The organism is Streptomyces griseoloalbus (assembly GCA_014650015.1).
Classification (GTDB): domain Bacteria; phylum Actinomycetota; class Actinomycetes; order Streptomycetales; family Streptomycetaceae; genus Streptomyces; species Streptomyces griseoloalbus.
The window spans coordinates 42,721-55,050 of record BMUD01000027.1 but is presented as its reverse complement, the minus strand read 5'-3'; the positions used below and the strand labels follow the sequence as shown (position 1 = coordinate 55,050).

Here is a 12,330-nt window from a genome sequence, read left to right as displayed (position 1 = left end):
ACACGAAAGCGGGCCCGCTCCTCGAAAGGAACGGACCCGCCGGCGCCTCGAAGGGGCGCGGGGAACTGCGCGACGAGCCACTACGGTGCCGCAGCCGCCCCCGCACAGTCCCCGGCCAAACGCTTACGCGTCCTTCGACTCCTCGGCCGGGGCCTCGGCGGCCTCGTCCTTGGTCAGGTCGGCCTTGGCCTCGGTGGCCTCGGCGCCCTCGGCGTCCTTGGCGGCGCGCTTCGTCGCGGCCTCGGCCTCGCCGGTCGCCTCCTGCGCCACGGTCAGCGCCTCGACCAGCTCGATGACGGCCATGGGCGCGTTGTCGCCACGGCGGTTACCGATCTTGGTGATGCGGGTGTAGCCACCGGGACGGTTCTCGTACCGCGGGCCGATCTCGGTGAAGAGCGTGTGGACGATGCTCTTGTCCGTGATCACCTGGAGCACCTGACGGCGGTTGTGAAGGTCGCCCTTCTTCGCCTTGGTGACCAGACGCTCGGCGTACGGACGCAGCTTGCGCGCCTTCGCCTCGGTGGTGGTGATGCGGCCGTGCTCGAACAGCGACTTCGCGAGGTTCGCGAGCAGCAGCTTCTCGTGCGCGGCGCTGCCGCCCAGACGGGCACCCTTGGTGGGCCTCGGCATGGTGTTTCTCCTAGGTGTCTGCCCCGGCCGTATCAGGTACCGGGGTCAGTATCTGAGCAGACGGTTGTCTGTCAGAGATCCGGAGGCAGCCCCGAAGGGGCGCCTCCGGAAGGGGCGCGGGGAGGTACCGACCCGCGACTTGGTCGCGTGGGTGCGACAAGCCACGGCGCACCCGCACCCGAGTACGGACCGGGAGGCCCGGTCCCTCAGTACTGCTCGGTCTCCACGAAGCCCGCATCCGCGTCGTCGTCCGCGCCGAACGCGTCCGCCGCAGCGGTCGGGTCGAACCCGGGAGGCGAGTCCTTCAGCGCAAGCCCCATACCCGCGAGCTTGGCCTTGACCTCGTCAATGGACTTCGCACCGAAGTTGCGGATGTCGAGGAGGTCCGCCTCGGACCGCGCGACGAGTTCACCCACGGAGTGGATGCCCTCACGCTTGAGGCAGTTGTACGACCGAACGGTGAGCTCCAGCTCCTCGATCGGCAGCGCCAGGTCGGCGGCGAGGGCGGCGTCCGTCGGGGACGGGCCCATGTCGATGCCCTCGGCGTCGATGTTCAGCTCGCGGGCGAGACCGAACAGCTCGACCAGGGTCTTGCCGGCGGAGGCCATGGCGTCACGCGGACGCATCGCCTGCTTGGTCTCGACGTCGACGATCAGCTTGTCGAAGTCGGTGCGCTGCTCGACACGGGTCGCCTCGACCTTGTAGGTGACCTTGAGAACCGGCGAGTAGATCGAGTCGACCGGGATACGGCCGATCTCCTGGCCCACCTGCTTGTTCTGCACGGCGGAGACGTAACCGCGGCCGCGCTCGACCGTCAGCTCCATCTCCAGCTTGCCCTTGCCGTTGAGCGTGGCGAGGACGAGGTCGGGGTTGTGCACCTCGACACCGGCCGGCGGCGCGATGTCCGCGGCGGTGACCAGACCCGGGCCCTGCTTGCGCAGGTACATCACGACCGGCTCGTCGTGCTCCGAGGAGACGACCAGCTGCTTGATGTTGAGGATCAGGTCGGTGACGTCCTCCTTGACGCCCGGCACGGTGGTGAACTCGTGCAGGACGCCGTCGATGCGGATGCTGGTGACAGCGGCACCGGGGATCGACGACAGGAGGGTGCGGCGGAGGGAGTTGCCGAGGGTGTAGCCGAAGCCCGGCTCCAGCGGCTCGATCACGAACCGGGAGCGGAATTCGTCGACGACCTCTTCGGTCAACGAGGGACGCTGAGCGATCAGCATGTGTGGATCAGATCCTTCTTTCGTGGACGCCCGCTATTTGACGTCCGACGGAAACCGCACCCGGTGAAAAGCGCGGGTACTGCAAGGGTACGGGCGGCACGCCCCGAAAGAGCCGTACCGCCCGCATCCCGAAAGCGGCCTGCCTCAGACGCGGCGGCGCTTCGGCGGACGGCAGCCGTTGTGCGGGGTCGGGGTGACGTCCTGGATGGAGCCGACCTCGAGACCGGTCGCCTGGAGCGAACGGATGGCGGTCTCACGACCGGAACCCGGGCCCTTGACGAACACGTCGACCTTGCGCATGCCGTGCTCCTGGGCGCGACGGGCAGCCGACTCGGCGGCCATCTGCGCGGCGAACGGCGTGGACTTCCGGGAGCCCTTGAAGCCGACGTGGCCGGCGGAGGCCCAGGAGATCACGTTGCCGGACGGGTCCGTGATGGAGACGATCGTGTTGTTGAACGTGCTCTTGATGTGCGCGTGGCCGTGAGCGACGTTCTTCTTTTCCTTGCGGCGCACCTTCTTGGCAGCGCCCTGACGACCCTTGGGGGGCATCTATAACTCCTACGGGAGGTGGTCGGTCCTACAGCGAAGACCGCTGGACGGCGAGTCCGCTGCGGACTACTTCTTGCCCGGCTTCTTCTTGCCGGCGATGGCGCGACGCGGGCCCTTGCGGGTACGCGCGTTGGTGCTGGTGCGCTGACCGCGGACGGGCAGACCGCGACGGTGACGCAGACCCTGGTAGGTACCGATCTCGACCTTGCGGCGGATGTCGGCCTGGATCTCGCGACGGAGGTCACCCTCGGTCTTGATGTTGTTGTCGACGTACTCGCGGATCGCGACGAGCTGCTCCTCGGAGAGGTCGCGAACGCGGGTGTTCGGGTCGACGCCGGTGGCGGCCAGCGTCTGCTGCGAAAGGGTCCGGCCGATACCGAACACGTAGGTGAGGGCGATCTCCACGCGCTTTTCGCGCGGGATGTCAACACCGGAAACGCGTGCCATTCAATGGCTCCAGTTTGATCTTCGGAGGTCTTCCACAGGACCGGATCCCAGCCGCCGTACCAGGTACGAACTGGGTCCCCGGCCTCCGAACCGGGGGTGTCGAGCCGTGCGGCTCGGGTCCTGCGTATGAACGTGTGTTGCTCGCGTCGCGCGAAGTTCTGCGGAAGTCGCAGAGGGTCGATCGTGCTGCGGTCAGCCCTGGCGCTGCTTGTGGCGCGGGTTCTCGCAGATGATCATGACCCGGCCGTGACGGCGGATCACCCTGCACTTGTCGCAGATCTTCTTGACGCTCGGCTTGACCTTCATGGGATGTGAGGTTCTCCGGGTCAGTGCCATCACCCCGGCGAACCGGGGCGCGGGCAAGATCTACTTGTACCGGTAGACGATCCGGCCACGCGTCAGGTCGTACGGAGACAGCTCCACCACGACCCGGTCGTCAGGGAGGATGCGGATGTAGTGCATACGCATCTTGCCGCTGATGTGTGCCAGGACCTGGTGGCCGTTCTGGAGCTCGACCTTGAACATGGCGTTCGGAAGAGACTCGACGACAGTGCCCTCGATCTCGATGGCACCTTGCTTCTTGGCCACGCTTCGCCCTTCGAATCGACTACCTTGATCGACTCCAGCGTGCACCGCGTGAGTACATGCAGACATGCGGGTGCACAAGAGCCGACGAGTCAGTCTACGTCAGCGCACCCGGAAAGACGAATCGGGGAAGTCTGCCCCACGCCCGAGATCCTTAACCGGACGGCCGGGCGTCAGCCGAGCGGATCCGGCGCCGCCGTGATCCCCAGCTCCGCCAGCTTCGCCTTGCCGCCGTCGGGCGCCGTCAGGACCAGCGGGCCCTGCTCGGTCAGCGCGACGGAGTGCTCCCAGTGGGAGGACCAGGTGCCGTCGGTCGTGATGACCGTCCAGTCGTCGGAGAGGACCTCGGTCTTCGCGGTGCCCAGGGAGACCATCGGCTCGATGGCGAGACAGAAGCCCGGGACCAGCTTGGGGCCCTTGCCCCGGCGGCGGTCGACGTAGTTCAGCAGGTGCGGGTCCATGTGCATCTCGGTGCCGATGCCGTGGCCGCCGTAGTCCTCGATGATCCCGTACTTGCCGCCGCCCGGCTTCGGCTGGCGGCGGATGTACGTCTCGACGGCGCGGGAGATGTCGACGAGCCGGTTGCCCTGCTTCATGGCCGCGATGCCGGCCCACATCGACTCCTCCGTCACCCGGGACAGCTCGACGAGCTCCGGGGAGTGACCCGACCCGACGAAGGCCGTGTAGGCGGCGTCACCGTGCCAGCCGTCGATGATCGCGCCGCAGTCGATGGAGATGATGTCGCCGTCCTTCAGGACGACGTCGTCGGAGGGGATGCCGTGGACGACGACCTCGTTGACCGAGGTGCAGATCGTCGCGGGGAAACCGCCGTAGCCGAGGAAGTTCGGCTTGGCGTCGTGCTCCGCGAGCACCTTGCGGGCGACCTGGTCCAGATCCTTCGTCGTGGCCCCGGGCACGGCGGCCTCACGGGTGGCCGCGTGAATGGCGGCGACGACCAGCCCCGCCTCACGCATCTTGGCGATCTGCTCGGGGCTCTTGATCTGCACCATGGGGGACGACGGCCTTTCTGGACCAGGGGAGAACACGAACGCTTCCAACGATACGGGGCCGAAGGCCTCCGCCCCCGGCGGACCGCTGACATCGCCGTACCACGGGCGGGGACGCCATCCGCGGGGAGCCGTGCCACTGGGGCGATGGGGTCCCCGCTCGAGCCGAACCGGGAGTGGGGGGAGGCACCCCGCGGCCGCCGGGCCGCGCGACCCACCCCCGCCAAGCCACAGCCGCGGCCCCTCGAAGGGAACCGCGGCTGCGACCGACGAACACGAACTACTTACCGCTCTCCAACGCCTCCAGCGCCCGCCCGGTGACCTCGTCGACCGCCCCCATCGCGGAGATGGTCACGACCAGGCCCTGCGCCCGGTAGTAGTCGATGATCGGCTCGGTCTGCGTGTGGTAGACCTCCAGCCGCGTCCGCACGGTGTCCTCGGAGTCGTCGTCACGCTGGTACAGCTCACCACCGCAGACGTCGCAGACACCGTCCTGCTTCGGCGGGCTGTACGTCGCGTGGAAGACGTGCGCGGAGTCCTTGCGGCAGATCCGCCGCCCGGCGATCCGCTTGACCACCTCGTCCTCGGGGGCCTCCAGGTCGAGAACCGCGTCCAGCTTGATGCCCTCGGTCTGCAACAGCTCGTCCAGCGCCCCGGCCTGCGACACATTGCGCGGGAAACCGTCCAGCAGGAAACCGCCCTCGGCGTCGGGCTGCTCCATGCGGTCCTTGGCCATGGCGATGGTGACCTCGTCCGGTACGAGGTTGCCTGCGTCCATGTAGGACTTCGCGAGCTTCCCGAGTTCGGTCTGCCGGCTGATGTTGGCGCGGAACAGGTCGCCCGTGGAGATGTGCGGGATGCGCAGTTTCTCGGCAAGGCGGGTGGCCTGCGTACCCTTACCGGCACCCGGCGGCCCGACGAGGACGATTCGCATCAGCGGAGGAACCCTTCGTAATTGCGCTGCTGGAGCTGGCTCTCGATCTGCTTCACCGTCTCGAGGCCGACACCCACGATGATCAGGATGCTGGTCCCGCCGAAGGGGAAGTTCTGGTTTGCCCCGAAACCAACCAACGCCATCGTCGGTACGAGAGCGATCAGACCCAAGTACAGCGAACCCGGCCAGGTGATCCGGTTGAGCACGTAGCTCAGGTACTCAGCGGTCGGTCGGCCAGCCCGGATGCCCGGGATGAAGCCACCATACTTCTTCATGTTGTCGGCGACTTCCTCGGGGTTGAAGGAGATCGCCACGTAGAAGAACGCGAAGAAAACGATGAGCAAGAAGTACAAGCTGACGTAAATCGGGTGGTCGCCCTTGACCAGGTGCGCCTCGATCCAGGTCTTCCAACCCGAGGTACCGCTGGAGAACTGCGCGATCAGCGCCGGGATGTACAGCAGCGACGAGGCGAAGATGACCGGGATCACACCCGCCTGGTTCACCTTGAGCGGGATGTAGGTGGACGTGCCGCCGTAGGAACGGCGGCCGATCATGCGCTTCGCGTACTGGACGGGGATCCGGCGCTGGGCCTGCTCGACGAAGACGACCAGACCGACCATGACCAGACCCACGGCGATGACGGTGCCGAACTCGATCCACCCGTCCGCCAGGCTGCCCTGCTCCTTGATGGCCCACAGGGCGGAGGGGAAGGTCGCGGCGATCGAGATGAACATCAGGATGGACATGCCGTTGCCGATGCCGCGGTCGGTGATGAGCTCACCGAGCCACATGACGACGGCCGTACCGGCGGTCATGGTGATGACCATGGTGATGGTCACGAAGATCGACTGGTCCGGAACGATCTGGCTCGCCACCGGGCAGCCCTGGAACAGCGCGCCGCTGCGGGCGGTGGCCACCAGGCCCGTGCCCTGAAGGATGGCCAGCGCCACCGTCAGGTACCGGGTGTACTGCGTGATCTTCGCCGTACCGGCCTGGCCCTCCTTCTTCAGGGCCTCCAGGCGCGGGATCACCACGGTCAGCAGCTGCAGAATGATGCTCGCCGTGATGTACGGCATGATGCCCAGCGCGAAGACCGTGATCTGGAGCAGCGCGCCGCCACTGAACATGTTCACCAGGCCGAACAGGCCCTGGTTCGCCTGGGCGGCGTCGATACAGGTCTGGACGTTCCGGTAGTCGACACCAGGGATCGGGATATGCGTACCGACCCGATACACCACGATGATGCCGAGCGTGAAGAGCAGCTTCTTGCGCAGGTCGGGCGTCTTGAACGCCCGGGCGAACGCGGTAAGCACGGTGCCTCCTGCGACCCCCCGCGCAACTGCGTCAAGGGTGACGGTCTTGAGATTCCGACTAAGGACGATTACGTAACGGTCAACTGCCGCCCTGAGTGCCCCGCATGGGGCGCCCGAGGTCAATGGGCAGCGCAGGCCACCTTACCGGCGACCTGCCGCCCTAGGAACGACCAACCGGGGATACCCCATTTTGTGGGGTATCCCCGGTCGGGATCGTTCTACGTCATCGAGACACCTGACGGGGTCAGACGAGCTCGGTGACGGTACCGCCGGCGGCGGTGATCTTCTCCTTGGCGGAGCCGGAGACGGCGTCGACCGTCACCTGCAGCGCCACGGAGATCTCGCCCTGGCCCAGGACCTTGACGAGGCTGTTCTTGCGCACGGCACCCTTGGCGACCAGGTCCTCGACCGTGACCTCTCCACCCTCGGGGTAGAGGGAGGCGAGCTTGTCCAGGTTGACGACCTGGAACTCGGTCTTGAACGGGTTCTTGAAGCCCTTCAGCTTCGGGAGACGCATGTGGAGCGGCATCTGGCCACCCTCGAAGCGCTCCGGAACCTGGTAACGGGCCTTGGTGCCCTTCGTACCACGACCGGCCGTCTTACCCTTCGACGCCTCACCACGACCGACACGGGTCTTCGCGGTCTTGGCGCCGGGGGCGGGACGGAGGTTGTGGATCTTGAGCGGGTTGTTCTCCGCCATGATCAGTCGACCTCCTCGACCGTCACGAGGTGGCGGACGGTGTGCACCATGCCGCGGAACTCGGGGCGGTCCTCCTTGACGACCACGTCGTTGACCCTCTTCAGGCCAAGCGAACGCAGGGTGTCGCGGTGGTTCTGCTTGCTGCCGATGTAGGACTTGACCTGCGTAATCTTGAGCTGCGCCATGATTACGCACCCGCCCCGGCACGCGCACGCAGCAGAGCCGCGGGGGCGACGTCCTCGAGCGGCAGACCGCGGCGGGCCGCGATCTCCTCGGGACGCTGCAGGCCCTTGAGGGCCGCCACGGTCGCGTGCACGATGTTGATCGCGTTGTCGGAGCCGAGCGACTTCGACAGCACGTCGTGGATACCGGCGCACTCGAGCACGGCGCGCACCGGACCACCGGCGATCACACCGGTACCGGGCGACGCGGGCTTGAGCAGTACGACGCCGGCAGCCTTCTCACCCTGGATGGGGTGCGGGATGGTGCCCTGGATGCGGGGGACCTTGAAGAAGTGCTTCTTGGCCTCCTCAACACCCTTGGCGATGGCGGCCGGCACCTCCTTGGCCTTGCCGTATCCGACACCCACGGTGCCGTCACCGTCGCCCACCACGACCAGCGCGGTGAAGCTGAAGCGACGACCACCCTTCACAACCTTGGCGACACGGTTGATCGCGACAACGCGCTCAACGTATGCGGTCTTCTCGGCGGCAGCTGCGCCACCGTCACGGCCCTTCCGGTCCCGCCGCTCGCCGCCACCGGCACCGCCACCGCGGCGCTGGGGTCCAGCCATTGGAATTACCTCTCTCTGTTTCCGCTAGCTACGGAACCGGCTCAGAACTTCAGTCCGGCTTCGCGGGCGGCGTCCGCCAGAGCGGCGATGCGCCCGGCGTACTGGTTACCACCGCGGTCGAACACGACGGCCTCGACACCGGCGGCCTTGGCGCGCTCGGCGACCAGGGCGCCGACCTGCTTGGCCTGTGCGGACTTGTCGCCCTCGCCACTGCGGATCGACGCGTCCAGAGTGGACGCCGACGCCACGGTGTGACCCTTCAGGTCGTCGATCACCTGCGCCACGATGTGGCGGTTGGAACGAGTCACGACCAGGCGAGGACGCTCGGCGGTACCGGCGACCTTCTTGCGGATCCGGATGTGGCGACGCTTGATAGCAGCACGCTTGTAGGCGTCGCCCTTGAGGATCTTCTGCCCGTATGCCATGGCTTACTTACCCGCCTTTCCGACCTTGCGGCGGATGACTTCGCCCTCGTACTTGACGCCCTTGGCCTTGTACGGGTCGGGCTTGCGCAGCTTGCGGATGTTGGCCGCAACCTCGCCGACCTTCTGCTTGTCGATGCCCTCGACCGAGAAACGGGTCGGGGCCTCCACCTTGAAGGTGATGCCCTCGGGGGCCTCGACCGTGATCGGGTGGCTGTAGCCCAGGGAGAACTCCAGGTTCGAACCCTTGGCGACAACGCGGTAACCGACACCGCTGATCTCGAGCTTCTTCACGTAACCCTGGGTCACGCCGGTGATCATGTTCGCCACCAGCGTGCGGGACAGGCCGTGCAGGGCCTTGTTCTGACGCTCGTCGTTGGGGCGGGTGACGTTCAGCACGCCGTCCTCACCCTTGGCGATCTCGATCGGCGCCACGACGGTGTGAGTCAGCGAACCCTTGGGTCCCTTGACCGAAACCGTACGGCCGTCGATGGTGACGTCCACGCCGGCGGGAACCGCGATGGGGAGCTTGCCGATGCGCGACATAGCTGTTTCCTCCGTTCCCTTCCGCTACCAGACGTAGGCGAGGACTTCCCCACCCACGCCCTTCTTGCCGGCCTGCTTGTCGGTGAGGAGCCCGTGCGACGTGGAGATGATCGCCACGCCGAGGCCGCCCAGCACCTTCGGCAGGGAGGTGGACTTCGCGTACACCCGGAGACCGGGCTTGGAGATCCGCTTGATGCCCGCGATGGAGCGCTCACGGTTGGGGCCGAACTTCAGCTCCAGGACGAGGTTCTTGCCGACCTCGGCGTCCTCGACCTTCCAGCCCGTGATGAAGCCCTCCTGCTGGAGGATCTCCGCGATGTGCGACTTGATCTTCGAGTGCGGCATCGCCACGGAGTCGTGGTACGCCGAGTTCGCGTTCCGCAGACGCGTAAGCATGTCTGCGATCGGATCAGTCATGGTCATGAATTGGCCTTCGGCCTCTCTCGCCGGGGTTTCCTGGTGCGCCATCCCTCTCCCCGATCCGAGACGGGACGGGTGCGGCGCGGTGGACCTACGGCGTAGTAAGCAAACATGAGCGGGCACTGCCCGCGTGCGTGTGGGCACGGCAGGTGCCCAACCCCGCAAGCCTAAGCCATACGGAGCGGGCCTCCTGCCGTTCCCATTGCTTACCGAGAGCCCTGGGAGTCGGAATTACCCGGCTTACCAGGAGCTCTTGGTCACGCCCGGCAGCTCGCCACGGTGAGCCATCTCACGAAGGCACACGCGGCACAGGCCGAACTTGCGGTACACGGAGTGCGGACGACCGCAGCGCTGGCAACGGGTGTAGCCACGCACTCCGAACTTGGGCTTGCGAGCAGCCTTCGCGATGAGAGCCTTCTTCGCCATCTCGCTCACGCCTCCTTGAACGGGAAGCCGAGGTGACGGAGAAGGGCGCGGCCCTCTTCGTCGTTGGTCGCCGTGGTGACCACGGTGATGTCCATACCCCGGACACGGTCGATCTTGTCCTGGTCGATCTCGTGGAACATGACCTGCTCCGTGAGACCGAAGGTGTAGTTGCCACGGCCGTCGAACTGCTTGGGGGACAGACCACGGAAGTCGCGGATGCGCGGCAGCGCGAGCGACAGGGTGCGGTCCAGGAACTCCCACATGCGGTCGCCACGGAGCGTGACGTGGGCACCGATCGGCTGACCCTCACGCAGCTTGAACTGCGCGATGGACTTGCGGGCCTTGGTGACGGCCGGCTTCTGACCGGTGATCGTGGTGAGGTCGCGGATGGCGCCGTCGATCAGCTTGGAGTCGCGGGCGGCGTCGCCCACACCCATGTTGACCACGATCTTGACGAGGCCGGGAACCTGCATGACGTTCTCGTAGGAGAACTGCTCGCGCAGCTTGCCCGCGATCTCCTCGCGGTACTTCGTCTTCAGACGCGGAGTGGTGGTGGTCGTCATCAGATGTCCTCACCCGTCCGCTTGGCAACGCGGATCTTGTTGCCTTCGTCGTCGAAGCGGTAACCGACGCGCGTGACGACCTTGTTGCCGTCCTTCTCCACGACCAACTGGACGTTGGAGACGTGGATCGGGGCCTCGGTGGTCACGATGCCGCCGGCCTGCGAACCACGAGTGGTCGGACCGGCCTTGGTGTGCTTCTTGACCCGGTTGACACCCTCGACCAGGACGCGGTCCTCGCGGGGGTAGGCCGCGATGACCTTGCCCTGCTTGCCCTTGTCCTTACCGGTGATGACCTGGACCAGGTCGCCCTTCTTGATCTTCATGCTCACAGCACCTCCGGCGCGAGGGAGATGATCTTCATGAACTTCTTCTCGCGCAGCTCACGGCCCACGGGGCCGAAGATACGGGTGCCGCGAGGGTCGCCGTCGTTCTTCAGAATGACGGCGGCGTTCTCGTCGAAGCGGATGTACGAGCCGTCCGGACGGCGGCGCTCCTTGACGGTGCGAACGATGACCGCCTTGATGACGTCACCCTTCTTCACGTTGCCGCCGGGGATCGCGTCCTTGACGGTGGCGACGATGACGTCACCGATGCCCGCGTAGCGGCGACCGGAGCCACCGAGCACACGGATGCAAAGGATTTCCTTCGCACCAGTGTTGTCGGCGACACGCAGTCGCGACTCCTGCTGGATCACGTCTATCTCCTGTTTGTCTGCCGGTTCCCCGGGGGCCGCTCATCTACTTGAGCGAGCGGCCCCCGGAGCCTGGCGGAACTGTCCTGCGAGGAATGCCTCGCAGGAACGTACTTGCGGTAATTCCCTTGCGGGAATTACCTACTTGGCCTTCTCGAGGATCTCGACGACGCGCCAGTGCTTCGTGGCGGACAGCGGCCGGGTCTCCATCAGGAGGACGCGGTCGCCGACGCCGGCGGCGTTCTGCTCGTCGTGGGCCTTGAGCTTGCTCGTGCTGCGGATGACCTTGCCGTACAGCGCGTGCTTCTTGCGGTCCTCGACGGCGACGACGACGGTCTTGTCCATCTTGTCGCTGACGACGATGCCCTCTCGGGTCTTGCGGTCGCCCCGAGCCTCAGTGTTCGTCTCAGTCACGTTGTTCTCGCTCATCAGGCGCTCTCCACCGTCTCGATGCCCAGCTCGCGCTCACGCATCAGGGTGTAGATCCGCGCGATGTCCTTGCGGACGGCCTTGAGCCGACCGTGGTTCTCGAGCTGGCCCGTCGCCGCCTGGAAGCGGAGGTTGAACAGCTCTTCCTTGGCCTCGCGAAGCTTCGCCAGAAGCTCCTCGTCACCCAGTTCGCGCAGCTCGGACGCCTTGGTACCGGCCGACATCACGCTTCACCTGCCTCGCGCTTGACGATCCGGCACTTCATCGGCAGCTTGTGGGCCGCACGAGTCAGCGCCTCACGGGCGATCTTCTCGTTGGGGTAGGACAGCTCGAACATGACCCGGCCCGGGTGCACGTTCGCGATCCACCACTCCGGCGAACCCTTACCGGAACCCATGCGGGTCTCGGCCGGCTTCTTCGTGAGCGGGCGGTCCGGGTAGATGTTGATCCAGACCTTGCCGCCACGCTTGATGTGGCGGGTCATCGCGATACGGGCCGCCTCGATCTGGCGGTTGGTCACGTACGCCGGCGTGAGGGCCTGGATGCCGTACTCGCCGAACGCGACCGTCGTACCGCCCTTGGCCTGACCACGGCGCTTCGGGTGGTGCTGCTTGCGGTGCTTGACCCTACGGGGGATCAGCATGTC

At 66.3% G+C, this 12,330-nt stretch carries 22 protein-coding genes; all 22 read right to left on the bottom strand.

What is annotated here, in order from left to right:
* Positions 1-123 precede the first annotated feature (123 nt).
* The 22 genes from rplQ to rplP all read right to left on the bottom strand — a co-directional run bounded on the left by rplQ (position 124) and on the right by rplP (position 12,327).
* Positions 124-630, bottom strand: coding sequence for a 50S ribosomal protein L17 (gene rplQ, locus IE178_RS30345; RefSeq protein ID WP_184761002.1), 507 nt, complete (start codon positions 628-630; stop codon positions 124-126).
* 206 nt (positions 631-836) lie between these two features.
* Positions 837-1,859: a DNA-directed RNA polymerase subunit alpha gene (locus tag IE178_RS30340; RefSeq protein ID WP_003966937.1), complete on the bottom strand. Its 1,023-nt coding sequence runs from the start codon at positions 1,857-1,859 to the stop codon at positions 837-839.
* Between the two features lie 144 nt (positions 1,860-2,003).
* Complete coding sequence (rpsK, locus tag IE178_RS30335; RefSeq protein ID WP_003956432.1) at positions 2,004-2,408, bottom strand: 30S ribosomal protein S11; 405 nt, start codon at positions 2,406-2,408, stop codon at positions 2,004-2,006.
* A 66-nt stretch (positions 2,409-2,474) separates the two neighbouring features.
* Positions 2,475-2,855 carry a 30S ribosomal protein S13 gene (gene rpsM, locus IE178_RS30330; RefSeq protein ID WP_004984507.1) on the bottom strand — a complete coding sequence of 127 codons (381 nt, stop codon included), beginning with the start codon at positions 2,853-2,855 and terminating at the stop codon, positions 2,475-2,477.
* Between the two features lie 192 nt (positions 2,856-3,047).
* Positions 3,048-3,161, bottom strand: coding sequence for a 50S ribosomal protein L36 (gene rpmJ, locus IE178_RS30325; RefSeq protein ID WP_004984509.1), 114 nt, complete (start codon positions 3,159-3,161; stop codon positions 3,048-3,050).
* A 60-nt stretch (positions 3,162-3,221) separates the two neighbouring features.
* On the bottom strand, positions 3,222-3,443 hold the full coding sequence (gene infA, locus IE178_RS30320; RefSeq protein WP_003948620.1) for a translation initiation factor IF-1: 222 nt from the start codon (positions 3,441-3,443) through the stop codon (positions 3,222-3,224).
* A 170-nt stretch (positions 3,444-3,613) separates the two neighbouring features.
* Positions 3,614-4,450 (bottom strand): type I methionyl aminopeptidase, encoded by an 837-nt coding sequence (gene map, locus IE178_RS30315; protein WP_184761001.1) that lies wholly within the window; start codon positions 4,448-4,450, stop codon positions 3,614-3,616.
* A 277-nt stretch (positions 4,451-4,727) separates the two neighbouring features.
* On the bottom strand, positions 4,728-5,381 hold the full coding sequence (locus IE178_RS30310) for an adenylate kinase (protein WP_184761000.1): 654 nt from the start codon (positions 5,379-5,381) through the stop codon (positions 4,728-4,730).
* A complete protein-coding gene (gene secY, locus IE178_RS30305) occupies positions 5,381-6,694 on the bottom strand; it encodes a preprotein translocase subunit SecY (protein ID WP_142193684.1) in 1,314 nt (437 codons plus the stop codon). The genes IE178_RS30310 and secY overlap by 1 nt, the downstream gene beginning before the upstream one ends.
* Before the next feature lie 244 nt (positions 6,695-6,938).
* Positions 6,939-7,394: a 50S ribosomal protein L15 gene (gene rplO, locus IE178_RS30300; RefSeq protein ID WP_024883206.1), complete on the bottom strand. Its 456-nt coding sequence runs from the start codon at positions 7,392-7,394 to the stop codon at positions 6,939-6,941.
* Positions 7,395-7,396: 2 nt separating this feature from the next.
* Positions 7,397-7,579, bottom strand: coding sequence for a 50S ribosomal protein L30 (gene rpmD, locus IE178_RS30295; protein ID WP_037929587.1), 183 nt, complete (start codon positions 7,577-7,579; stop codon positions 7,397-7,399).
* A gap of 2 nt (positions 7,580-7,581) precedes the next feature.
* A complete protein-coding gene (rpsE, locus tag IE178_RS30290) occupies positions 7,582-8,187 on the bottom strand; it encodes a 30S ribosomal protein S5 (RefSeq protein ID WP_003992370.1) in 606 nt (201 codons plus the stop codon).
* Between the two features lie 41 nt (positions 8,188-8,228).
* On the bottom strand, positions 8,229-8,612 hold the full coding sequence (gene rplR, locus IE178_RS30285; protein WP_184760999.1) for a 50S ribosomal protein L18: 384 nt from the start codon (positions 8,610-8,612) through the stop codon (positions 8,229-8,231).
* A gap of 3 nt (positions 8,613-8,615) precedes the next feature.
* Complete coding sequence (gene rplF / locus IE178_RS30280) at positions 8,616-9,155, bottom strand: 50S ribosomal protein L6 (RefSeq protein WP_024883205.1); 540 nt, start codon at positions 9,153-9,155, stop codon at positions 8,616-8,618.
* Positions 9,156-9,179: 24 nt separating this feature from the next.
* Positions 9,180-9,578 (bottom strand): 30S ribosomal protein S8, encoded by a 399-nt coding sequence (gene rpsH / locus IE178_RS30275; RefSeq protein WP_184760998.1) that lies wholly within the window; start codon positions 9,576-9,578, stop codon positions 9,180-9,182.
* Between the two features lie 237 nt (positions 9,579-9,815).
* A complete protein-coding gene (locus IE178_RS30270) occupies positions 9,816-10,001 on the bottom strand; it encodes a type Z 30S ribosomal protein S14 (RefSeq protein ID WP_003948630.1) in 186 nt (61 codons plus the stop codon).
* A 5-nt stretch (positions 10,002-10,006) separates the two neighbouring features.
* A complete protein-coding gene (gene rplE / locus IE178_RS30265; RefSeq protein WP_024883203.1) occupies positions 10,007-10,564 on the bottom strand; it encodes a 50S ribosomal protein L5 in 558 nt (185 codons plus the stop codon).
* Entirely contained in the window at positions 10,564-10,887 is a 324-nt protein-coding gene (gene rplX / locus IE178_RS30260) for a 50S ribosomal protein L24 (protein WP_184760997.1), read from the bottom strand. The genes rplE and rplX overlap by 1 nt, the downstream gene beginning before the upstream one ends.
* Positions 10,888-10,889: 2 nt before the next feature.
* Positions 10,890-11,258, bottom strand: a complete 369-nt coding sequence (rplN, locus tag IE178_RS30255; RefSeq protein ID WP_003992364.1) for a 50S ribosomal protein L14 — start codon at positions 11,256-11,258, stop codon at positions 10,890-10,892.
* 138 nt (positions 11,259-11,396) lie between these two features.
* A complete protein-coding gene (rpsQ, locus tag IE178_RS30250) occupies positions 11,397-11,684 on the bottom strand; it encodes a 30S ribosomal protein S17 (protein WP_149551599.1) in 288 nt (95 codons plus the stop codon).
* On the bottom strand, positions 11,684-11,908 hold the full coding sequence (gene rpmC, locus IE178_RS30245; RefSeq protein ID WP_003998824.1) for a 50S ribosomal protein L29: 225 nt from the start codon (positions 11,906-11,908) through the stop codon (positions 11,684-11,686). The genes rpsQ and rpmC overlap by 1 nt, the downstream gene beginning before the upstream one ends.
* The gene (gene rplP / locus IE178_RS30240) at positions 11,908-12,327 is read right to left on the bottom strand and encodes a 50S ribosomal protein L16 (protein ID WP_004927269.1); all 420 of its coding nucleotides are present in this window, start codon (positions 12,325-12,327) and stop codon (positions 11,908-11,910) included. The genes rpmC and rplP overlap by 1 nt, the downstream gene beginning before the upstream one ends.
* Positions 12,328-12,330 lie beyond the last annotated feature (3 nt).